This window comes from Buttiauxella sp. BIGb0552 (genome assembly GCF_004366275.1).
Taxonomy (GTDB): Bacteria; Pseudomonadota; Gammaproteobacteria; order Enterobacterales; family Enterobacteriaceae; genus Buttiauxella; species Buttiauxella gaviniae.
In genome coordinates this window covers 1-20963 of sequence record NZ_SODY01000008.1, presented here as the reverse complement: position 1 = coordinate 20963, position 20963 = coordinate 1, and the positions used below count along the sequence as shown (strand labels likewise).

Annotated in this window: 22 protein-coding genes; 14 read left to right on the top strand and 8 right to left on the bottom strand. The window is 50.1% G+C overall.

The window, feature by feature from the left end; translation table 11 throughout:
* The first annotated feature begins 102 nt into the window (after positions 1–102).
* From fabZ to EDF88_RS20700, 10 genes are all read left to right on the top strand, one after another.
* Positions 103–558, top strand: coding sequence for a 3-hydroxyacyl-ACP dehydratase FabZ (fabZ, locus tag EDF88_RS20745; RefSeq protein WP_064516336.1), 456 nt, complete (start codon positions 103–105; stop codon positions 556–558).
* Between the two features lie 3 nt (positions 559–561).
* Positions 562–1350, top strand: a complete 789-nt coding sequence (gene lpxA / locus EDF88_RS20740; protein ID WP_064516338.1) for an acyl-ACP--UDP-N-acetylglucosamine O-acyltransferase — start codon at positions 562–564, stop codon at positions 1348–1350.
* The gene (gene lpxB, locus EDF88_RS20735) at positions 1351–2499 is read left to right on the top strand and encodes a lipid-A-disaccharide synthase (protein ID WP_134186982.1); all 1149 of its coding nucleotides are present in this window, start codon (positions 1351–1353) and stop codon (positions 2497–2499) included.
* Positions 2496–3092 carry a ribonuclease HII gene (gene rnhB, locus EDF88_RS20730; RefSeq protein WP_134186980.1) on the top strand — a complete coding sequence of 199 codons (597 nt, stop codon included), beginning with the start codon at positions 2496–2498 and terminating at the stop codon, positions 3090–3092. Before lpxB ends, rnhB begins: the two co-directional genes overlap by 4 nt.
* 38 nt (positions 3093–3130) lie before the next feature.
* The gene (gene dnaE / locus EDF88_RS20725) at positions 3131–6613 is read left to right on the top strand and encodes a DNA polymerase III subunit alpha (RefSeq protein ID WP_134186978.1); all 3483 of its coding nucleotides are present in this window, start codon (positions 3131–3133) and stop codon (positions 6611–6613) included.
* Between the two features lie 12 nt (positions 6614–6625).
* Complete coding sequence (accA, locus tag EDF88_RS20720; RefSeq protein WP_064516346.1) at positions 6626–7585, top strand: acetyl-CoA carboxylase carboxyl transferase subunit alpha; 960 nt, start codon at positions 6626–6628, stop codon at positions 7583–7585.
* 155 nt (positions 7586–7740) lie between these two features.
* Positions 7741–9882: a lysine decarboxylase LdcC gene (locus tag EDF88_RS20715; protein ID WP_134186976.1), complete on the top strand. Its 2142-nt coding sequence runs from the start codon at positions 7741–7743 to the stop codon at positions 9880–9882.
* A 56-nt stretch (positions 9883–9938) separates the two neighbouring features.
* Positions 9939–10328 (top strand): VOC family protein, encoded by a 390-nt coding sequence (locus tag EDF88_RS20710; RefSeq protein ID WP_134186974.1) that lies wholly within the window; start codon positions 9939–9941, stop codon positions 10326–10328.
* Positions 10329–10391: 63 nt separating this feature from the next.
* Entirely contained in the window at positions 10392–11699 is a 1308-nt protein-coding gene (gene tilS, locus EDF88_RS20705; RefSeq protein WP_134186972.1) for a tRNA lysidine(34) synthetase TilS, read from the top strand.
* Positions 11696–12010, top strand: coding sequence for a cytochrome c (locus tag EDF88_RS20700; RefSeq protein ID WP_208326164.1), 315 nt, complete (start codon positions 11696–11698; stop codon positions 12008–12010). Before tilS ends, EDF88_RS20700 begins: the two co-directional genes overlap by 4 nt.
* Positions 12011–12057: 47 nt before the next feature.
* Here the strand turns inward: EDF88_RS20700 and rof are convergent, their stop codons facing one another.
* Together rof and EDF88_RS20690 are read right to left on the bottom strand one after the other, a co-directional pair.
* Entirely contained in the window at positions 12058–12318 is a 261-nt protein-coding gene (gene rof / locus EDF88_RS20695; RefSeq protein WP_034460830.1) for a Rho-binding antiterminator, read from the bottom strand.
* A complete protein-coding gene (locus tag EDF88_RS20690) occupies positions 12305–12505 on the bottom strand; it encodes a YaeP family protein (protein WP_034460828.1) in 201 nt (66 codons plus the stop codon). Before EDF88_RS20690 ends, rof begins: the two co-directional genes overlap by 14 nt.
* 204 nt (positions 12506–12709) lie before the next feature.
* Here EDF88_RS20690 and EDF88_RS20685 point away from each other — a divergent pair, with 204 nt between their 5' ends.
* The 3 genes from EDF88_RS20685 to nlpE are packed head-to-tail and all read left to right on the top strand — an operon-like array spanning position 12710 to position 14405.
* Positions 12710–13252 carry a YaeQ family protein gene (locus EDF88_RS20685; protein ID WP_064516355.1) on the top strand — a complete coding sequence of 181 codons (543 nt, stop codon included), beginning with the start codon at positions 12710–12712 and terminating at the stop codon, positions 13250–13252.
* A complete protein-coding gene (arfB, locus tag EDF88_RS20680; protein WP_064516357.1) occupies positions 13252–13671 on the top strand; it encodes an alternative ribosome rescue aminoacyl-tRNA hydrolase ArfB in 420 nt (139 codons plus the stop codon). Before EDF88_RS20685 ends, arfB begins: the two co-directional genes overlap by 1 nt.
* A 38-nt stretch (positions 13672–13709) precedes the next feature.
* Positions 13710–14405: an envelope stress response activation lipoprotein NlpE gene (nlpE, locus tag EDF88_RS20675; RefSeq protein WP_134186968.1), complete on the top strand. Its 696-nt coding sequence runs from the start codon at positions 13710–13712 to the stop codon at positions 14403–14405.
* 64 nt (positions 14406–14469) lie between these two features.
* Here nlpE and proS read toward each other — a convergent pair whose 3' ends face one another.
* From proS to metN, 6 genes are all read right to left on the bottom strand, one after another.
* Positions 14470–16188: a proline--tRNA ligase gene (gene proS / locus EDF88_RS20670; protein WP_134186966.1), complete on the bottom strand. Its 1719-nt coding sequence runs from the start codon at positions 16186–16188 to the stop codon at positions 14470–14472.
* Between the two features lie 113 nt (positions 16189–16301).
* Positions 16302–17009 carry a tRNA (N6-threonylcarbamoyladenosine(37)-N6)-methyltransferase TrmO gene (gene tsaA, locus EDF88_RS20665; RefSeq protein WP_134186964.1) on the bottom strand — a complete coding sequence of 236 codons (708 nt, stop codon included), beginning with the start codon at positions 17007–17009 and terminating at the stop codon, positions 16302–16304.
* Entirely contained in the window at positions 17006–17410 is a 405-nt protein-coding gene (gene rcsF, locus EDF88_RS20660) for an Rcs stress response system protein RcsF (RefSeq protein WP_134186962.1), read from the bottom strand. Before rcsF ends, tsaA begins: the two co-directional genes overlap by 4 nt.
* A 114-nt stretch (positions 17411–17524) precedes the next feature.
* The gene (metQ, locus tag EDF88_RS20655; RefSeq protein ID WP_064516366.1) at positions 17525–18340 is read right to left on the bottom strand and encodes a methionine ABC transporter substrate-binding lipoprotein MetQ; all 816 of its coding nucleotides are present in this window, start codon (positions 18338–18340) and stop codon (positions 17525–17527) included.
* Between the two features lie 44 nt (positions 18341–18384).
* Positions 18385–19038 carry a methionine ABC transporter permease MetI gene (locus EDF88_RS20650; protein WP_064516368.1) on the bottom strand — a complete coding sequence of 218 codons (654 nt, stop codon included), beginning with the start codon at positions 19036–19038 and terminating at the stop codon, positions 18385–18387.
* Positions 19031–20062 (bottom strand): methionine ABC transporter ATP-binding protein MetN, encoded by a 1032-nt coding sequence (metN, locus tag EDF88_RS20645; RefSeq protein ID WP_064516370.1) that lies wholly within the window; start codon positions 20060–20062, stop codon positions 19031–19033. The genes EDF88_RS20650 and metN overlap by 8 nt, the downstream gene beginning before the upstream one ends.
* 190 nt (positions 20063–20252) lie before the next feature.
* Between metN and gmhB the strand changes: the two genes are divergently transcribed.
* Positions 20253–20819, top strand: a complete 567-nt coding sequence (gene gmhB / locus EDF88_RS20640) for a D-glycero-beta-D-manno-heptose 1,7-bisphosphate 7-phosphatase (protein WP_064516372.1) — start codon at positions 20253–20255, stop codon at positions 20817–20819.
* Positions 20820–20963 lie beyond the last annotated feature (144 nt).

The following is a 20963-nucleotide window of genomic DNA, read 5'->3' as shown; positions in this document are numbered from 1 at the left end:
AGACGCGTTAGTGCTTACTGATTTGCGGCCTGCTAGCTATCCCGAGATAGTCGCAGGCCGTGTTATTATTGTCATTTGGTACATTTAGACAGGAAGAGTATCTTGACTACCGACACTCATACTCTGCACATCGAAGAGATTTTGGAACTTCTGCCACACCGTTACCCGTTCTTGCTGGTAGACCGCGTGCTGGATTTTGAAGAGGGGCGTTTTTTACGTGCAGTAAAAAATGTCACAGTAAACGAGCCGTTTTTCCAGGGCCACTTCCCTGGTAAACCGATTTTCCCGGGTGTGCTGATTCTTGAAGCGATGGCGCAAGCCACCGGTATTCTTGCGTTCAAAAGCGTAGGGAAACTGGAACCTGGTGAGCTTTATTACTTTGCTGGTATCGATGAAGCGCGTTTCAAACGTCCTGTCGTACCTGGTGACCAGATGGTCATGGAAGTTACTTTCGAGAAAACCCGCCGTGGTCTGACGCGCTTTAAAGGTGTGGCAACTGTTGACGGTAAAATTGTCTGCGAAGCAACTATGATGTGTGCCCGCAGCCGGGAGAGTTAATACGTGATTGATAAATCCGCCTTTATTCATCCATCTGCCATTGTGGAAGACGGTGCCGTTATTGGTGCTAACGTTCATATTGGTCCGTTTTGTATTGTTGGTCCGCATGTTGAAATCGGTGAAGGTACCGTTCTGAAATCCCATGTTGTGGTAAATGGTCATACGACTATTGGCCGAGATAACGAGATTTATCAGTTCGCTTCCATTGGTGAAGTTAACCAGGATCTGAAATATGCCGGTGAGCCAACTCGTGTGGAAATTGGCGATCGCAACCGCATTCGTGAAAGCGTCACCATCCATCGCGGAACAGAGCAGGGCGGTGGTTTGACGAAGGTGGGTAGCGATAACCTGCTGATGGTCAACGCTCACGTGGCGCATGACTGTACAGTCGGTAACCGCTGTATCCTCGCAAATAACGCAACTCTTGCTGGTCACGTTTCCGTTGATGATTTCGCAATCATTGGCGGCATGACCGCTGTGCACCAGTTCTGCATTATCGGTGCACACGTGATGGTGGGTGGTTGTTCCGGTGTGGCACAAGATGTTCCGCCGTATGTTATCGCGCAGGGCAACCACGCAACGCCATTCGGCGTAAACATCGAAGGGCTTAAACGCCGCGGCTTTACCAGAGAAGCTATTCACGCTGTTCGCAACGCGTATAAGATTCTCTACCGCAGCGGGAAAACCTTCGAAGAAGCGAAGCCTGAAATTGCTGCGATTGCTGAGCAACATCCAGAAGTGAACGCATTTGTTGAATTCTTTGAACGTTCAACTCGTGGTCTGATTCGCTAAATGAAACCTGGTCGTCCGCTTACGATTGCCCTGGTCGCCGGAGAAACTTCCGGCGATATTCTTGGTGCTGGTCTGATTCGTGCTCTGAAAGCTCGTCATCCTGATGCTCGCTTTGTTGGTGTTGCCGGGCCTCTGATGCAGGCTGAAGGCTGTGAAGCATGGTATGAGATGGAAGAGCTGGCGGTGATGGGCATTGTTGAAGTGCTCGGTCGCCTGCGTCGCTTATTGCATATCCGAGCCGATCTCACGCACCGTTTCACCGAATTGCAGCCAGACGTTTTTGTCGGCATTGATGCGCCTGATTTCAACATCACGCTCGAAGGCAATCTTAAGAAGCAGGGTATTCGCACCATTCATTACGTCAGCCCTTCCGTTTGGGCATGGCGGCAAAAACGCGTTTTCAAAATTGGCAGAGCAACGGATTTAGTGCTCGCATTTCTGCCTTTCGAAAAAGCGTTTTACGATAGATTTAATGTTCCGTGCCGGTTTATCGGTCATACCATGGCGGATGCCATGCCGCTTGATCCTGATAAAAATGCCGCCCGCGCGACTCTGGGTATTTCCCCTGATGCGAAATGCCTGGCACTATTACCGGGGAGCCGGGGAGCAGAAGTTGAAATGCTCAGCGCGGATTTCCTGAAAACAGCTCTTTTGCTGCGTGAGCGTTTCCCGGGGCTCGAAATTGTCGTTCCTTTGGTTAATGCCAAACGCCGTGAGCAGTTTGAGCGTATCAAAGCAGAAGTCGCGCCTGACCTGACGATGCATTTGCTCAATGGGCAAGGTCGCGAAGCGATGGTGGCAAGCGATGCCGCATTGCTGGCATCAGGTACTGCGGCACTTGAGTGCATGCTGGCGAAATGCCCGATGGTGGTGGGCTATCGCATGAAGCCATTTACTTTCTGGCTGGCGAAACGACTGGTGAAAACCGATTACGTTTCACTGCCAAATCTACTGGCTGGCCGTGAACTGGTTAAAGAATTGCTGCAGGAAGAGTGCGAGCCAAATGCACTTGCGCAGGCGCTGGGTCCGTTGCTGGAAGACGGCGCGCAGAGCCACCAAATTCATGACACCTTCCGCGAACTGCATCAGCAGATTCGTTGTAATGCCGATGAACAGGCGGCCGATGCTGTGTTGGAGCTCGCACAATGATTGAATTTATTTATCCTCATACGCACCTGGTTGCGGGTGTTGATGAAGTCGGCCGTGGCCCGCTGGTTGGTGCAGTCGTCACCGCTGCGGTGATCCTCGACCCGGCGAAGCCTATCATTGGCCTTGCCGACTCGAAGAAGCTTTCTGAAAAACGCCGCAACGCGCTCTATGATGAAATCGTTGAAAAAGCACTGTCCTGGAGTCTTGGGCGTGCTGAGCCGGAAGAGATTGACCAGCTAAATATTTTGCACGCCACAATGCTTGCGATGCAGCGTGCGGTTGCAGGCCTTTGCGTGGTTCCAGAATATGTACTGATTGATGGCAACCGCTGCCCTGCATTACCGATGCCTTCTCTGGCAGTGGTTAAAGGTGATAGCCGGGTTGCAGAAATCAGTGCGGCATCAATAATTGCCAAAGTGACGCGCGATCGTGAAATGGCAGAGCTTGATCTCTCTTTCCCGCAATACGGTTTTGCCCAACATAAGGGCTACCCCACAGCTTTCCATCTGGAAAAGCTGGCAGAGCATGGTGCGACTGAACATCATCGTCGTAGCTTTGCTCCGGTCAAACGCGCTCTCGGACTGGCGTCCTGATTTGCGGACGTACGTTACATATCTAAACGGAATGAGAAATGGCTGAACCACGTTTCGTACACCTTAGGGTGCACAGCGACTACTCCATGGTTGATGGCCTGGCAAAAACAGCACCGCTGGTGAAGAAAGCCGCGGCGATGGGGATGCCAGCAATTGCTATCACTGATTTTACCAACCTCTGCGGGCTGGTGAAATTCTATGGTGCTGCGCACGGCGCAGGGCTTAAGCCGATCATTGGTGCTGATTTTAACGTTGCGAATGAATTGTTGGGTGATGAACTCAGCCATTTAACCGTACTTGCTGCAAACAATGTCGGTTATCAAAACCTGACATTGCTCATCTCTAAGGCTTACCAGCGTGGTTACGGTGCTGCAGGCCCCATTATCGACCGAGCGTGGCTTGCCGAACTGAATGAAGGGCTGATCCTTCTTTCTGGCGGGCGCATGGGGGATATTGGCAAAAACTTGTTGCGTGGAAATACAGCACAGCTTGATCTGTGCCTGGAATTTTATCAGCAATATTTTGCCGATCGCTTCTATCTGGAACTGATTCGTACTAGTCGTCCTGACGAAGAAAGTTATTTGCATGCCGCTGTCGCTTTAGCGGATGAACGTGGTTTGCCGGTTGTTGCAACGAACGACGTAAGATTCATTGAGTCTACAGATTTTGATGCCCATGAAATCCGCGTTGCTATTCACGATGGCTTTACCCTTGATGATCCTAAACGCCCGCGTAACTACTCTTCGCAGCAGTATCTGCGTACCGAAGAGGAGATGTGCGAGCTGTTTTCGGACGTCCCGGAAGCGCTGGAAAACAGCGTAGAAATTGCCAGACGCTGTAACGTTACAGTGCGCCTTGGCGAATATTTCCTGCCGCAATTCCCAACCGGTGAGATGTCTACCGAAGACTTCCTGGTGATGAAGTCTAAAGAAGGGCTCGAAGATCGTCTGGAATTCTTGTTCAAAGATCCTGAAGAGCGTGCGGTGAAAAGGCAGCCGTACGACGAGCGTCTGGATATTGAGCTAAAAGTTATTAACCAGATGGGGTTCCCGGGCTACTTCCTGATCGTGATGGAATTTATCCAGTGGTCCAAAGACAACGGCGTGCCGGTAGGGCCTGGCCGTGGTTCTGGTGCGGGTTCACTGGTGGCTTATGCTCTGAAGATTACCGATCTTGATCCGCTAGAGTTTGACCTGTTGTTCGAACGTTTCCTTAACCCGGAACGTGTATCGATGCCCGACTTCGATATCGACTTCTGCATGGAAAAACGCGATTGGGTTATCGACCACGTCGCCGAAATGTACGGGCGCGAAGCGGTATCACAGATTATTACCTTTGGTACCATGGCGGCAAAAGCGGTTATCCGCGATGTGGGCCGTGTACTGGGGCACCCATACGGTTTTGTCGATCGGATTTCTAAACTGATCCCGCCAGATCCTGGCATGACGCTTGCCAAAGCGTTTGAAGTTGAACCGCAGCTTCCCGAAATGTATGAAGCTGACGAAGAAGTTAAAGCGCTTATTGATATGGCGCGTAAGCTTGAAGGTGTCACGCGTAACGCTGGTAAACATGCTGGCGGCGTGGTTATTGCACCAACCAAAATTACTGACTTTGCTCCGCTTTATTGCGATGACCAGGGCCAAAACCCGGTCACCCAGTTCGATAAAAACGATGTGGAATATGCGGGCCTGGTGAAGTTCGACTTCCTCGGCTTGCGTACGCTGACCATCATCGACTGGGCGTTGAAGATGATCAACCCGCGTCGGGCAAAGCAAGGTTTAGAACCGATTGATATCGCGGCAATCCCGCTCGAAGACAAGAAAAGCTTCGACATGCTACAACGCTCGGAAACCACTGCTGTGTTCCAGCTAGAATCCCGCGGCATGAAAGATCTTATCAAGCGTCTGCAGCCTGACTGCTTCGAAGATATGATCGCACTGGTTGCGCTGTTCCGCCCCGGCCCGCTGCAATCGGGCATGGTTGATAACTTTATCGACCGTAAACACGGGCGTGAAGCCATCTCTTATCCGGATATTCAATGGCAGCATGAAAGCCTGAAACCGGTACTTGAACCGACCTACGGCATTATCCTGTATCAAGAACAGGTTATGCAGATTGCACAGGTGCTGGCGGGTTACTCGCTAGGTGGTGCGGATATGCTACGTCGTGCGATGGGTAAAAAGAACCCGGTAGAAATGGCGAAGCAGCGTGGCGGTTTTGAAGATGGTGCGAAATCTCGTGGCATTGATGGTGAACTGGCGATTAAGATCTTCGACCTGGTAGAGAAATTTGCCGGCTATGGGTTTAACAAATCTCACTCAGCCGCTTATGCCCTGGTTTCTTACCAGACGCTGTGGCTAAAAGCGCACTATCCGGCAGAGTTTATGGCGGCGGTGATGACCGCTGATATGGATAACACCGAGAAAATCGTCGGCCTGGTGGATGAATGCTGGCGCATGGGCCTGAAAATTCTGCCACCGGATATTAACTCCGGGCTGTACCATTTCCACGTTAATGACGACGGGGAAATCGTTTATGGTATCGGCGCGATTAAAGGTGTCGGTGAAGGCCCAATTGAAGCGATAATTGAGGCGCGTAACGAGGGCGGTTATTTCCGCGAGCTGTTCGACCTGTGTGCGCGTGCTGACGTTAAAAAACTCAATAAACGCATTCTTGAAAAATTAGTGATGTCCGGGGCGTTTGACCGCCTTGGGCCGCATCGCGCAGCACTGATGAATGCGTTGCCTGATGCACTTAAAGCGGCTGACCAACATGCGAAAGCCGAAGCCATCGGCCAGGTGGATATGTTCGGTGTATTGGCCGATGAACCTGAGCAGGTTGAGCAGTCCTACGCCAGCGTAATGCAATGGCCTGAACAAGTGGTGCTGGATGGTGAGCGTGAAACGTTAGGGTTATACCTGACGGGGCATCCTATTACCCAGTATCTGAAAGAAATTGAGCGCTATGTCGGTGGCATGCGCCTGAAAGAGATGCACCCGACAGAACGTGGTAAAATGACCACAGCTGCGGGTCTGGTGATTGCTTCGCGGGTGATGGTTACCAAGCGCGGCAATCGCATTGGCATCTGTACTCTGGATGACCGTTCTGGTCGCCTGGAAGTGATGCTATTCACAGATGCGTTAGAAAAGTACCAGCATCTGTTGGAAAAAGACCGTATCCTGATCGTCAGCGGACAGGTCAGCTTTGATGACTTCAGCGGTGGCCTTAAAATGACTGCTCGCGAAGTTATGGATATAGACGAGGCCCGCGAAAAGTATGCGCGTGGGCTTGCTATCTCGCTGACGGACAGGCAAATTGATGACCAGCTTTTGAACCGTCTCCGTCAGTCTCTGGAACCCCATCGTTCGGGGACCATTCCAGTACATCTCTACTATCAGAGAGCGGATGCACGTGCGCGTTTGCGTTTTGGCGCAGCATGGCGTGTATCCCCAAGCGATCGTTTGCTCAATGAGCTTCGCACGCTGATAGGATCGGAGCAGGTGGAACTGGAGTTTGACTAATACAGGAATATTATGAGTCTGAATTTCCTCGATTTTGAACAGCCGATTGCAGAGCTGGAAGCGAAAATTGATTCCCTGACTGCAGTTAGCCGTCAGGACGAAAAGTTAGATATTAATCTCGACGAAGAAGTGCAGCGCCTGCGTGAAAAAAGCGTAGAACTCACACGTAAAATCTTCGCCGATTTAGGAGCATGGCAGATTGCTCAACTGGCGCGTCACCCGCAGCGCCCGTATACGCTTGATTACCTGCGTCTCGCTTTTGATGAGTTCGATGAACTTGCGGGTGACCGTGCGTATGCTGACGATAAAGCTATTGTTGGTGGCATTGCGCGTCTTGATGGTCGTCCTGTTATGGTCATTGGCCATCAGAAAGGCCGTGAGACTAAAGAGAAAATCCGCCGTAACTTCGGTATGCCAGCACCAGAAGGCTACCGTAAAGCACTGCGTTTGATGGAAATGGCTGAGCGTTTCAAAATGCCAATCATTACCTTCATCGACACCCCTGGGGCTTATCCTGGTGTGGGCGCAGAAGAACGCGGCCAGTCAGAAGCTATCGCTCGCAACTTACGTGAAATGTCTGGCCTGAAAGTGCCGGTCATCTGTACCGTAATCGGCGAAGGTGGTTCTGGTGGTGCGTTGGCAATCGGCGTGGGCGATAAAGTGAATATGCTGCAGTACAGCACCTATTCCGTTATCTCTCCGGAAGGTTGTGCGTCAATTCTGTGGAAAAGTGCTGATAAGGCACCAATCGCTGCAGAAGCGATGGGTATCATTGCGCCACGCCTGAAAGAGCTGAAGCTGATTGATTCCGTGATCCCTGAACCACTGGGCGGTGCACACCGTAACGTGGAAGCAATGGCCGCTTCACTGAAAGCGCAATTGCTGGCCGATCTTGCCGATCTGGACGTGTTGAATACCGAAGAGCTGTTGGCTCGTCGTTATCACCGTCTGATGAGTTACGGTTACGCATAATAGCTTGATGCTCTGAAGAAGGAGGTCAGAAGAAATTCTGGCCTCTTTTATTATCTGAATCCCACACTTTAAGAAGCTTTACACCTCTGCACTTGTCCTCAGCCACTTTTCAATAAACTATGCTTACCTGAAGGTTTTTTTCCAGGAGGTAAGCGTTGAATATTATTGCAATCATGGGACCGCATGGCGTTTTCTACAAAGACGAGCCAATCAAAGAACTCCACCAGGCGCTGGAAGTTCAGGGTTTTCGCCTGATTTACCCGACCAACAGTACCGACCTGCTGAAACTAATCGAACATAACCCGCGTATCTGCAGCGTCATTTTTGACTGGGATGAATACAGCCTGGATTTATGCAGCGAAATTAATGCGCTGAATGAATATCTGCCGTTGTATGCGTTTATCAACACACACTCTTCGCTGGATGTCAGTGTCAACGAAATGCGCATGGCGCTGTGGTTCTTTGAATACGCCCTCAGTGCGGCAGACGATATCGCCCTGCGCATCCGTCAGTACACCAATGAATATCTCGACAACATCACCCCGCCGTTAACCAAAGCATTGTTCAACTATGTGAACGAAGGGAAATATACCTTCTGCACGCCGGGGCATATGGCGGGCACCGCCTATCTGAAAAGCCCGGTTGGCTGTTTGTTCTATGACTTCTTTGGCGCGAACACGCTTAAAGCGGATGTCTCTATTTCGGTGACGGAACTGGGATCGTTACTCGATCACACTGGCCCACATCTGGAAGCTGAGGAATATATCGCCCGTACTTTTGGTGCGGAGCAGAGTTATATGGTGACCAACGGCACATCCACGTCGAATAAAATCGTGGGTATGTATGCCGCACCTTCCGGCAGCACGGTGCTGATTGACCGTAACTGCCACAAATCGCTGACCCATTTGCTGATGATGACCGACCTGGTACCCATCTGGTTAAAACCGACACGCAACGCGCTGGGGATTTTGGGCGGCATTCCGCAGCGTGAATTTATGCGCGAGAGTATCGAGGCGAAAGTTGCTGCGACGGAAAATGCCCAGTGGCCGGTGCATGCGGTTATCACCAACTCGACTTACGATGGCTTGCTGTATAACACCGAATTTATCAAACAGACTCTCGATGTACCCTCGATCCACTTTGATTCCGCCTGGGTGCCGTACACCAACTTCCACGCTATTTATCAGGGTAAAAGCGGTATGAGTGGCGATCGCGTGCCGGGGAAAGTGATTTACGAAACCCAGTCCACACACAAATTACTGGCAGCGTTGTCGCAGGCATCCCTCATTCATATTAAAGGTGACTACGACGAGGAAACTTTCAACGAAGCCTACATGATGCATACCACTACATCGCCAAGTTATCCGCTGGTGGCATCCATTGAAACGGCGGCAGCAATGCTGCGAGGCAACCCCGGCAAGCGGTTGATTAACCGTTCGGTAGAGCGTGCGCTGCATTTCCGTCGTGAAGTTCAGCGCCTGCGAGAAGAGTCAGAGGACTGGTTCTTCGATATCTGGCAGCCGGAATTTATTGATGAAGCCGCCTGTTGGCCGATTTCGCCCGGCGAAGAGAACTGGCACGGTTTCAAAGATGCCGATGCTGACCATATGTACCTCGACCCGATAAAAGTCACCATTCTGACGCCAGGCATGGATGAGTTAGGGACGATGGCTGATGAGGGCATTCCCGCGGCACTGGTGGCGAAGTTCCTTGATGAACGCGGTGTGGTCGTCGAAAAAACAGGGCCATATAACCTGCTGTTCCTGTTTAGCATTGGGATAGACAAAACCAAGGCGTTAAGTTTGTTGCGTGGTTTGACGGAGTTTAAACGCTCGTATGACCTCAATTTGCGTGTGAAAAACATGCTGCCGGATTTGTATGCTGAAGATCCTGATTTTTATCGCAATATGCGTATCCAGGACCTGGCGCAAGGCATCCACAAATTGATTAAGCAGCATAATCTTTCTGACCTGATGCTGCGTGCTTTTGATGTGCTCCCGGAAATGAAAATGACGCCGCACAAGGCGTATCAACAGCAAGTGAAAGGTAACGTTGAAACGGTAGAAATCGAACAATTGCTTAATCGCGTTTCAGCAAACATGATCCTGCCGTATCCACCCGGTGTGCCGGTGGTGATGCCTGGTGAGATGATCACCAATGAAAGTCGGGCAGTGCTCGATTTCCTGCTGATGCTGTGTTCTGTGGGAGAGCACTATCCTGGGTTTGAAACCGACATTCACGGAGCCAAACTGGGTGAGGATGGCATCTACAGAGTACGAGTCCTAAAATCGGTGTAGCGTATTGATTTACCGATGCATGATAGTTACCGTGCGAAAAAGAAAAAGGAGCATTTATGCTGGGTTTAAAGCAAGTTCACCACATCGCTATCATCGCGTCGGATTACCCAACCAGTAAGCATTTTTACTGCGATATTCTTGGCTTTACGCTGCAAGCGGAAGCCTATCGTGAAGAACGGGATTCATGGAAAGGTGATTTGGCATTGAACGGGCAATATGTCATTGAGCTATTTTCCTTCCCGTTCCCGCCAGCAAGGCCGAGTCGCCCAGAGGCTTGTGGGTTACGTCATCTGGCGTTTAGCGTTGACGATATCGACAGCGCGATTGTTCACCTTGAGAAGCATGGTGTGAAGTGTGAGCCGGTTCGTATCGATCCTTTCACCAATAAGCGTTTTACTTTCTTTAACGACCCCGATGGCTTGCCTCTTGAGCTATACCAGCAGTAACGCTTGCCTCTCTTCTCGTAGCCCGGTAACGTGCCGGGCAAAACCTTATTCAAGTTACTGACTATGCCACTTCGTCCTCTCATCAAATTATTGCAACCGCACCCGAATTTGCTGGTGGCGTTTAGTGGTGGCCTGGATTCCACGGTTTTGCTCCATCAGTTGGTTACGCTTCGCGATACGCAGGCCGCAAACCTCCAGATTCGCGCCATGCATATTCATCATGGTTTAAGCCCCTATGCTGATGAATGGGCAGAACATTGCCAGCAAGTTTGTGAGCAATGGAACGTGCCGCTTGAAGTCAAACGCGTAAAACTGGCAGACGAGGGATTGGGCCTTGAAGCCCACGCGCGAGCGGCTCGTTATCAGGCGCTGGCTGAAACAATACGGCCAGACGAAGTGTTGCTGACGGCGCAGCACCTTGATGACCAGTGTGAAACGTTTTTACTTGCCCTGAAGCGGGGGAGTGGCCCTGCGGGGCTGGCCGCAATGCCAGAACGTTTGCCGTTTGGTGAGACAGAATTAATCCGACCCCTGCTGGGGCAAACGCGCAAAGATCTGGAAGCGTGGGCGAATGAACACCAGCTAACGTGGATAGAAGACGAAAGTAATCAGGATGATAGCTACGACCGGAATTTCTTGAGGTTGCGGGTCATTCCTGAAATCCAGCAGCGCTGGCCGCATTTCCCGCAAAGCGTTGCTCGTAGCGCTGAACTGTGTGGCGAGCAAGAGCAGTTACTTGATGAGCTACTTGCCGAACAACTCAATGCGCTGATTCAGGATGATGGCTCATTACTGATTGAGCCTCTGCTGTCCCTGAGCGATATCCGACGTGCCGCGTTGTTACGCCGTTGGTTTGCCCGGCAAAAAGCCGCCATGCCATCACGGGCTGCTTTAGCGCGCTTGTGGGGTGAAGTTGCGACCAGCCGTGACGATGCCACTCCTCGCCTGAGATTTGGCGCTTACGAAGTTCGCCGTTATCAGGGGGCGCTGTACTGGCTGCCTTTGATGAACGGATTGGGTGATGAAATCATTTCCTGGCCGGCACCTTTTGCACCACTCACGTTGCCTGACGGCCTGGGCACGCTTTTATGTGCGCCGTGTGGACAGGAAATTCGGGCACCTCACGATAACGAGCCTGTTACTTTACGCTTTAAGGCTTCCGGACAGTTCCATATTGTTGGGCGCGAACGAGGTCGAAGTTTGAAAAAAATCTGGCAGGAGTCAGGTATTCCACCCTGGCTGCGCGAAAGAACGCCGCTGCTATTTTATGATGAGCAATTAATTGCAGCACTGGGTGTTTTTGTCACCCGGGAAGGCATTGCAACGGAACAATCATGCTGGCGTGTCGACTGGCAAAAGGAGAATCAATAATGAAAAGAATGATTATTTTGGCTGGAGTGTTGTTGTGTAGCCAACCGGTACTGGCAAAAGGTGACGCAGCCGCTGGTGAGCAGAAAGCAATGATGTGTGTGGCCTGCCACGGTGCGACGGGGAAAGTGTCCGTGCCGATGTACCCGAATCTTGCCGGGCAAAACGAGGCGTATCTTGAACACTCGTTGAAGGCATATAAAAAAGGTGAGCGCAGCGGTGGGCAAGCGGAAGTGATGAAGGCTTATGTGAGCGGCCTTTCCGATGAAGATATAAGTAATCTGGCGGCTTACTACGCCTCAATGAAACCGTAAAAAAACGGGCAGCTCATGGCTGCCCGCATATGCGGATACTTTGCGTATCAGGACTCGCTAACTACGACAGTACCAATTTCAGGATGGCTGAAGCTGGTAATTTTATCGAGACGAACTTCGCGAGTGGCTCCGGCATCATCGAGAATCAGATATTCGATGTTTTTACGAGACACCAGGTCACTGGCTTTCGCCTTGAAAACTTCTCCGCTCTTTAACTCCAGCGTCAATAATAAGTGATGCTGGCAGGCGAGCTCGAGATTGTCATAATCATCACAATTGATGGGTTGATAGGCATCATTCATTGACATAATCGCTCACCAGTAAGTTCGCGGCAGCATACGCCGCCTGTTCCCTAATCGATTCTGGTTGTGCTTCGTTGGAAGCCACTTCATTCAGCACTTTCAATACGCAACCCAGTGCATCGGGAATGTAACCCAAATCTCCGCTGGCTATTTCCGCATAGCGCCGCCGTACTAATTCACAATACTTTTCCACACGCCCTCCTTTCAGAGTCCCGAACTCAGACTTAATCGTGTGATGCCAGTTAAGCCTACGAAGATAAACTCTGTTTAGCAAGGTGACTATACCACAGCAGTGAAACCGATATCAGCAGACCAACTCGCTACTTGAGTGAATACATAACAGCGTTTTAGCGGGGTTTTCGTTACAATGAGCGCCTTATTCGTGTGGAGAAGTGTGATGGCGTTAAAAGCGACAATCTATAAAGCGATGGTGAATGTTGCCGATCTCGATCGCAATCAATTCCTGGATAGCAACCTGACGCTTGCGCGCCATCCTTCGGAAACGCAAGAACGTATGATGCTGCGTTTGCTGGCATGGATTAAATACGCCAACGAGCGCCTGCAATTTAGCCGTGGTTTAAGTGCTGAAGACGAGCCGGAAATCTGGCAGCGTAACGATCATATGGGTATCGACCTGTGGATTGAGCTGGGCCTGCCAGAAGAAAAACGTCTGAAAAAAGCCTGTAGCCAATCTGCGCAAGTGGCGCTGTTTACCTATAACAGCCGTGCTGCGGAAGTCTGGTGGCAGCAGCATCAGAACAAACTCAAGCAATACCAAAACTTGTCTATCTGGTATCTGGATGATGAGCAACTGGCGAAGCTGTGTGAGTTTGGTACACGTTCGATGAACTTGCAGGCTACCATTCAGGATGGCGCTATCTGGTTATCTGATGCTGAGAATAATCTCGAAATTCATTTCACGGCCTGGCAGCATCATTGATGATAGTGGTGTCACGAGCGGTAGCTATACCGGACACTGAGGTCACTATTACGGCTATCCGCGCGCAGGGAGCGGGCGGTCAGCATGTGAATAAAACCTCAACAGCTATCCATTTGCGTTTTGACATTCGTGCCTCCAGCCTGCCAGAGTATTATAAAGAACGCTTGCTGGCGGCAAGTCACCATTTGATTACGCCTGATGGCGTGGTGATAATTAAGGCACAAGAATACCGTAGTCAGGAAATGAACCGTGAAGCGGCAGTCGCACGGCTTATTTCATTGATTCAGGAATTAACCGTTGAGCAGAAAAGCCGACGAGCGACGCGACCTACGCGCGCGTCAAAAGAGCGTCGTCTGGCATCGAAATCACAAAAATCAACGACGAAATCATTGCGTGGAAAAGTCCGTCGCCCTGAGTGACGAACGGCAAAGATATTGACCAGAAGAGGGAAGAGATGGTGAAAAAGATTCTATTGTCGGCAGTTGCCGTATGCAGCTTGTTTGCACTTTTTGGTTGTAATAACCGGGCTGAAGTTCAAACGTTACAGCCGGCTCAAGCCGCAGAACTACAGCCAATGCAGCAAAGTTATAAAGGGGTTTTACCTTGTGCGGATTGTTCAGGGATTGAAACGTCGCTGTTTTTGGAAAAAGACGGCACCTGGGTGATGAACCAACGTTATCAGGACGCAAAAGAACCGGCAGTATTTGCATCTTACGGTAGCTGGGCGCGTACGGCGGATAAACTTGTTCTCACTGAACGTGACGGTGAAAAGCTCTATTTCCGCCCGAAAGGCGATAACCTGGAGATGTTGGACAGGGCAGGTAATTCGATTGAGTCTCAGCTCAATTACACTCTGACGCCGAGTAAAGAAGCGTTACCTGCAACGCCAATGACCATGAAAGGCATGTACAAATATATGGCTGATGCGGCAATTTTCCAGGATTGCAACACCGGGAAAACATTCCCTGTGGCCAGTAACGCAGAACTGGAACGTGGATATGCGGCAGCGCGGGGTGAGGATTACCAGCCGGTGTTGCTGGTGGTTGATGCGCACTTTACCTTGCAGGCATCACCAGATAGCGGCGAGTTGAAGAAAACCGTCGTTGCTGACAGAACAGCTAAATTTGAGCCTAAGAAAAGCTGTCACGATTGATAAACCGTGGATATAAAAAAGCCCCGCTAATTGCTTAGCGGGGCTTTTTCTTTATGCGTCAGAGTTAGCGTGGAATCTGCGCCAACAAGAAATCAATGATTTCGCTGGTTTTGATCATCTGCTTCTCGCCTGCACGGCGGTTTTTGTATTCAACTTCTTCGCTATCAAGGTTGCGATCGCCGATAACGACAGTGTGTGGAATACCAATCAGTTCCATATCGGCAAACATCACGCCTGGACGCTCTTTACGGTCATCCATTAATACGTCGATGCCTTTGGCACGCAGAGTTGAGTACAGCTCTTCAGCCAGTTCTTTCACGCGGAAAGATTTGTGCATGTTCATCGGCAGAATCGCAACATGGAAAGGTGCAATCGCATCTGGCCAGACAATGCCGCGCTCGTCGTTGTTCTGCTCGATTGCTGCAGCCACTACGCGAGTCACACCGATACCGTAGCAACCCATGGTCAGCGTCTGGTTACGGCCATCTTCACCCTGAACAGAGGCTTTCATTGCTTCAGAATACTTGGTGCCGAGCTGGAAGATATGACCCACTTCGATACCGCGTTTAATCAGCAGAGTGCCTTTACCGTCCGGGCTAGGATCGCCTTCCACCACGTTACGAATATCAGCAACTTCTGGCAGCGCAACATCGCGTTCCCAGTTAACGCCAACGAAGTGTTTACCGTCGATGTTTGCGCCCGTCGCGAAATCACTCATTGCGGCAACGGTACGGTCGATAACAACAGGGATTGGCAGATTAATTGGGCCAAGTGAACCTGGACCTGCTTTAGCGACGGCACGAATTTCTTCTTCGGTCGCGAAAGTCAGTGGGCTGGCAACTTGCGGCAGTTTTTCTGCTTTAACTTCGTTCAGTTCATGATCGCCACGAACCAGCAGAGCAACCAGCGGATAAGCGCTACCTTCGGTAGCTTTGACCATCAAAGTCTTCACTGTTTTTTCAACTGGCAGATTGAACTGCTCAACCAACTCGGCGATGGTTTTTGCATTCGGCGTATCGATCTGCGTCATTTCAACAGTGGGTGCAGCACGACCACCTGCTGGAGCAACGGCTTCAGCAAATTCAATATTCGCGGCGAAATCAGAATCAGTTGAGAAGATAACATCGTCTTCACCGCTCTGTGCCAGTACCTGGAATTCGTGAGATGCGCTGCCACCAATAGAACCGGTATCTGCTTCTACTGCACGGAAATCCAGACCCATACGGGTGAAGATTTTGCTGTAGGCTTGATACATTGCATCATAAGTTTCCTGCAGGGATTCCTGAGAAGTATGGAAAGAGTAAGCATCTTTCATCAGGAATTCACGGGAACGCATGACGCCGAAACGTGGGCGCACTTCGTCACGGAACTTAGTCTGGATCTGGAAGAAGTTCAGTGGCAGTTGTTTGTAAGAGCTCAGCTCATTACGAATCAGGTCAGTGATGACTTCTTCGTGAGTTGGGCCGAGAACAAATGGGCGATCGCCGCGATCAACAAAACGCAGCAGCTCTGGGCCATACTGTTCCCAACGACCACTCTCCTGCCACAAATCTGCGGGCTGAACCACGGGCATGCACATCTCGATGGCACCGGCGTTGTTCATCTCTTCACGCACGATGTTTTCGACTTTTTTCAGGACGCGCAGACCGGTCGGCAACCAGGTATACAAACCAGAAGCGAGTTTGCGGATCATCCCGGCACGCAGCATCAGTTGGTGGCTGATGACCTCAGCGTCGGCTGGTGTCTCCTTCAGTGTGGAGAGCAGATATTGGCTAGTACGCATGTTGTTACGGTTCCATTTGAACGGCAGATAACTGGCTACCTGAGTAGCCTGATGCAAAATAAGTGTTTTAGTTTACCAGTGTGGCAGGGATGTCAAAAGAGAAGGGCGATAAATTAACGGGTCTCAATTGCAAACACTTCTGAACCTTCGTCGGTCACACGCCAGCGAACGTTAAAATCCAGCAATAAAACGGCGTAGGTTTTCCCCACATCTTCTGTCTTACGATAGGCTGGACGAGGATCTTGTGCGAGCACCTGGCGGATGAAACGCTCAATATAAGGGTAACGTTTATCCAGCACCGTTAATTGCTGCTGCACTTCAGCGGTAAAGTAAACCGGCATATCGGCTGCGGGAGCATGCTGCGCATAACCCGCCATGGCGTCTGGTATCGCTTCAGCAAACGGCAAATAAGGTTTGATATCAACGACCGGCGTGCCGTCGACCAAATCCAGGCTGCCTAACTGCAAAATGACCTGATCTTTCTGGCAACGAATACCTTTCAGCTCAACCAGCGACATCCCAATGGGATTGGGGCGGAAAGTCGAGCGAGTAGCAAAGACGCCCATACGCGCATTCCCACCCAGGCGCGGCGGGCGAACCGTCGGGCGCCAGCCACCTTCCATCGTTTGATGAAAGACAAACAAAAGCCATAGATGGCTAAAGCCTTCAAGACCACGAACAGCATCTGCCACATTATACGGAGGCAGTAAATGCAGCTCGCCACCGCCATCAGTCACTAAACCAGGCTGGCGGGGAACGGCAAACTTCTCTTTATAAGGAGAGTGAATAACGCCGATTTGCTCAAAACTAAAGGCTGTCATTTTGCCGAAACGTTTAACGCAGACCCAACACAAACGGCCTGACGATAGCAACCGGGAGTACCACTGGTAACATCACAGCTATGCAATAACACGGCGTTTGCTTTCATTTTTGATGCGTTAACTTGCAAGCGTTTACGGGCTGTTGGGATATTTGGTGGCGAATCCTGATTGCTAACCTGGCATGAATCGCCGCTGACTTCGCCAAGATCGCGGAAAGGCTTACCCACTAACTCTTCAGCATTGGTATAAATTCTTACGGGGACCGGACGAACTGGCTTAGGTTTAACAGGCTCAGGTGCCGGTGTTGTTGCAGTGCTTTTAACAGGTTCAACAGGGGATCTGCTTAGCATCGTACAGCCGCTCAGCATGACTGCTAATAAACAGATCGGTAAAGCACGCATAATTTTTCCTCAATGAATGATAAAACGCGATTATTGAACCAAGCTCTCGCACAAATAACAAGACGGGCATAAGCCCGTCTTAGATTATTTACGCAAAAATAGAAGAATGGAAACTTACCAGCCTTTTACTGCGCCGCCGTTGAAGACTTTGTTTGCTGCTTCGTAAACTTCGTCAGACTGGTAAGCCTGAACGAATTTCTTCACATTTTCAGCGTCTTTGTTGTCTTCACGGGATACGATCATGTTCACGTATGGAGAGTCTTTATCTTCAACGAAGATACCGTCTTTCGCTGGAGTCAGGCCAATCTGGCTTGCGTAAGTGGTGTTGATGATAGCCAGAGCAATCTGAGCATCGTCCAGAGAACGTGGCAACTGAGGTGCTTCCAGCTCAACCAGCTTCAGGTTTTTAGGGTTCTCGGTGACATCCAGAACAGTTGGCAGCAGGCCAACACCATCTTTCAGTTTGATCAGACCTTGTTTTTGCAGCAGCAGTAAAGAGCGGCCAAGGTTAGTTGGATCGTTTGGCAGAGCGACCTGCGCACCAGTTTGCAGCTCATCCAGAGATTTGATTTTTTTGGAGTAACCAGCAATTGGGTATACGAATGTGTTGCCTACGCTTACCAGTTTGTAACCACGGTCTTTGATCTGCTGATCCAGGTATGGTTTGTGCTGGAAGGCGTTAGCATCGATATCGCCTTTGCTCAGTGCTTCGTTAGGCAGAACGTAATCGTTAAAGGTAACCAGCTCAACATCCAGGCCATATTTCTCTTTTGCGACTTTCTGCGCAACTTCAGCAACCTGCTGTTCAGCACCAACGATGACGCCAACTTTAATATGGTTTGGATCTTTCTCGTCCTGACCGCAACCCACAAGTGCCAGAGAACCAATCAGAGCACCAACTGCCGCAAAGGTTTTAAATTTAAAAGACATATCCCTTCCTTACTATGTGTAAAAACGATGTTGTGTTGAACGTATTATTTGTGAGTCACTGCCCGGACGATACGATCGCCTGAGAATTGAATTAAATACACTAATACCACCAATAACACTAATACCGTATTCATCACGGTAGCGTTATAACCGATATAACCGTACTGATAACCAATCTGACCTAAGCCACCGGCACCAACCGCACCACCCATAGCAGAATAGCCAACCAGGGTAATCAGCGTGATGGTTGCAGCATTCACCAGACCCGGTAGTGCTTCTGGCAACAGAACTTTGCGAATGATCTGCATTGGTGTGGCACCCATTGCGCGTGAAGCTTCAATCAGGCCCGACGGGATTTCTAACAAGGCGTTTTCAACCATACGTGCGATGAATGGTGCGGCACCTACAGTTAATGGCACGATAGCAGCCTGCAGACCAATTGAGGTCCCGACAATGGTACGAGTAAATGGAATCATCCATACCAGCAATATAATGAACGGGATAGAACGGAAGATATTCACTAACGCTGAAAGGCTGTTATAAACCTTCGCGTTCGCACTGATTTGCCCCGGACGTGTAATATAGAGGAGCACACCAACAGGCAACCCAAGAACGAAACCAAAGAAGCCAGACACAAACGTCATCGCCAGCGTTTCATACACGCCTTTTAACAGTAACCACATCATTGGCTCAGACATAACCCAGCACCTCTACTTTTACATGTTGCTGCTGCAGGTATGCGATAGCAGCGTCCATATCTTGATGTTCTCCGTGCAACTCACACAGCATAATGCCGAACTTCACGCCTCCAGCGTAATCCATCTGCGCGCTGATGATATTGCTGTTCACATTAAAGCGGCGGGCGGTTTCGGAAAGCAGCGGAGCATCAACAGACTGGCCGGTAAATTCCAGGCGCAGTAAAGGAACCGTTGTTTCGCTTTTATCGGCGCTCAAACGCTGTGCGTAATCTTCCGGAATATCCAGATGCAAAGTGGATTGAATGAACTGTTGTGCCAGCGGTGTCTTTGGGTGAGAGAACACTTCGCTTACGGTGTCTTGTTCTATTAACTCACCGTCGCTAATGACCGCAACGCAATCACAGATGCGTTTAACAACATCCATTTCATGTGTAATTAAAAGAATAGTCAGGCCAAGACGGCGGTTGATATCTTTCAGAAGTTCCAGAATCGAGCGTGTCGTTGCGGGATCGAGTGCGCTGGTGGCTTCATCGCACAGCAGGACTTTTGGATTACTTGCCAGAGCGCGAGCAATCGCGACACGCTGCTTTTGCCCACCGGACAGGTTAGCTGGGTATGCATCGTGCTTTTCGCTCAGGCCGACTAAATCGAGTAATTCAGACACGCGGCGCTTAATTTCTTCACGTGGCGTATTATCCAGCTCTAAAGGCAATGCAACGTTGCCATAAACAGTACGGGAAGAGAGCAAATTAAAGTGCTGGAAAATCATGCCAATCTGGCGGCGAGCTTTAGTCAGCTGCCCTTCAGAAAGCGTAGTCAGCTCCTGGCCATCGACCAGTACTGAACCTTGAGTTGGGCGTTCGAGCAGGTTTACACAGCGTATGAGTGTGCTTTTCCCTGCACCTGATGCGCCGATCACGCCATAAATTTGCCCAGCAGGAACATGCAGGCTGACATTATTCAGCGCCTGTATGCTGCGGCTTCCTTGCTGGAACACTTTGGTGATATTCGAAAGTTTAATCATTAGGTTATTTATTATCGTATGAGTGTAAGCCGTGGCATTTTCTGCTGCCGATAACGGGCGATGACCGTCATCAGTATGGATGTTAAGGCATCCAGACGTCTAAATCAATCTGCGAATGATTGTCTGTTCCCGCGAGGATAAGAAATCATGCGATACTACAGCTAATAATCCCAGTTTCAGGAGTTTCCAAGTGGCACAGTCTGTTCCCGCTATTTTTCTCGATCGTGATGGCACCATTAATGTGGATCATGGCTACGTTCATGAAGTGGACCAGTTCGAGTTCATTGAGGGTGTAATTGATGCAATGCGTGAGTTAAAGGCAATGGGCTATGCATTAGTTCTCGTCACCAACCAGTCAGGCATTGCTCGTGGCATGTTTACTGAAGATGATTTTGAAAATCTCACTGAATGGATGGACTGGTCGTTAGCAGACCGTGGTGTTGATCTTGATGGCATCTATTATTGCCCGCATCACCCAGAGGCAATAGTAGAAGAGTTTCGCCAAACCTGTGATTGCCGCAAACCACAACCGGGCATGTTGCTCTCCGCTCAAGAGTTCCTTCATATAGATATGGCTTCTTCATATATGGTTGGCGACAAATTGGAAGACATGCAGGCAGCTGCAGCGGCACATGTAGGGACAAAAGTGTTGGTTCGTACCGGCAAGCCAGTCACTGAACAAAGTGAAGCAGCGGCTGATTTTGTCATTAATAGCCTCGCAGACCTGCCAAAAGCGATAAAATCGCGCCAAAAATAAGCGGAACGATTAAAAAGAGCGCGGTTGGTAATTATTTTGAAAATAGGGGTTGTCAGCTTCCAGAAAATCCCTATACTGCGCCTCCACTGACACGGCACAACGGCTTACAAACCGGCTTGTCAGCCAGACGAAAAGCGAAAATAA

Excerpts from the sequence above, each read along its gene's own strand:
- lpxB (WP_134186982.1), top strand. The coding sequence starts at position 1,351 with ATGAAACCTGGTCGTCCGCTTACGATTGCCCTGGTCGCCGGAGAAACT.
- rnhB (WP_134186980.1), top strand. The coding sequence starts at position 2,496 with ATGATTGAATTTATTTATCCTCATACGCACCTGGTTGCGGGTGTTGAT.
- dnaE (WP_134186978.1), top strand. The coding sequence starts at position 3,131 with ATGGCTGAACCACGTTTCGTACACCTTAGGGTGCACAGCGACTACTCC.
- accA (WP_064516346.1), top strand. The coding sequence starts at position 6,626 with ATGAGTCTGAATTTCCTCGATTTTGAACAGCCGATTGCAGAGCTGGAA.
- EDF88_RS20710 (WP_134186974.1), top strand. The coding sequence starts at position 9,939 with ATGCTGGGTTTAAAGCAAGTTCACCACATCGCTATCATCGCGTCGGAT.
- tilS (WP_134186972.1), top strand. The coding sequence starts at position 10,392 with ATGCCACTTCGTCCTCTCATCAAATTATTGCAACCGCACCCGAATTTG.
- rof (WP_034460830.1), bottom strand. The coding sequence starts at position 12,318 with ATGTCAATGAATGATGCCTATCAACCCATCAATTGTGATGATTATGAC.
- EDF88_RS20685 (WP_064516355.1), top strand. The coding sequence starts at position 12,710 with ATGGCGTTAAAAGCGACAATCTATAAAGCGATGGTGAATGTTGCCGAT.
- arfB (WP_064516357.1), top strand. The coding sequence starts at position 13,252 with ATGATAGTGGTGTCACGAGCGGTAGCTATACCGGACACTGAGGTCACT.
- proS (WP_134186966.1), bottom strand. The coding sequence starts at position 16,188 with ATGCGTACTAGCCAATATCTGCTCTCCACACTGAAGGAGACACCAGCC.
- tsaA (WP_134186964.1), bottom strand. The coding sequence starts at position 17,009 with ATGACAGCCTTTAGTTTTGAGCAAATCGGCGTTATTCACTCTCCTTAT.
- rcsF (WP_134186962.1), bottom strand. The coding sequence starts at position 17,410 with ATGCGTGCTTTACCGATCTGTTTATTAGCAGTCATGCTGAGCGGCTGT.
- metQ (WP_064516366.1), bottom strand. The coding sequence starts at position 18,340 with ATGTCTTTTAAATTTAAAACCTTTGCGGCAGTTGGTGCTCTGATTGGT.
- EDF88_RS20650 (WP_064516368.1), bottom strand. The coding sequence starts at position 19,038 with ATGTCTGAGCCAATGATGTGGTTACTGTTAAAAGGCGTGTATGAAACG.
- metN (WP_064516370.1), bottom strand. The coding sequence starts at position 20,062 with ATGATTAAACTTTCGAATATCACCAAAGTGTTCCAGCAAGGAAGCCGC.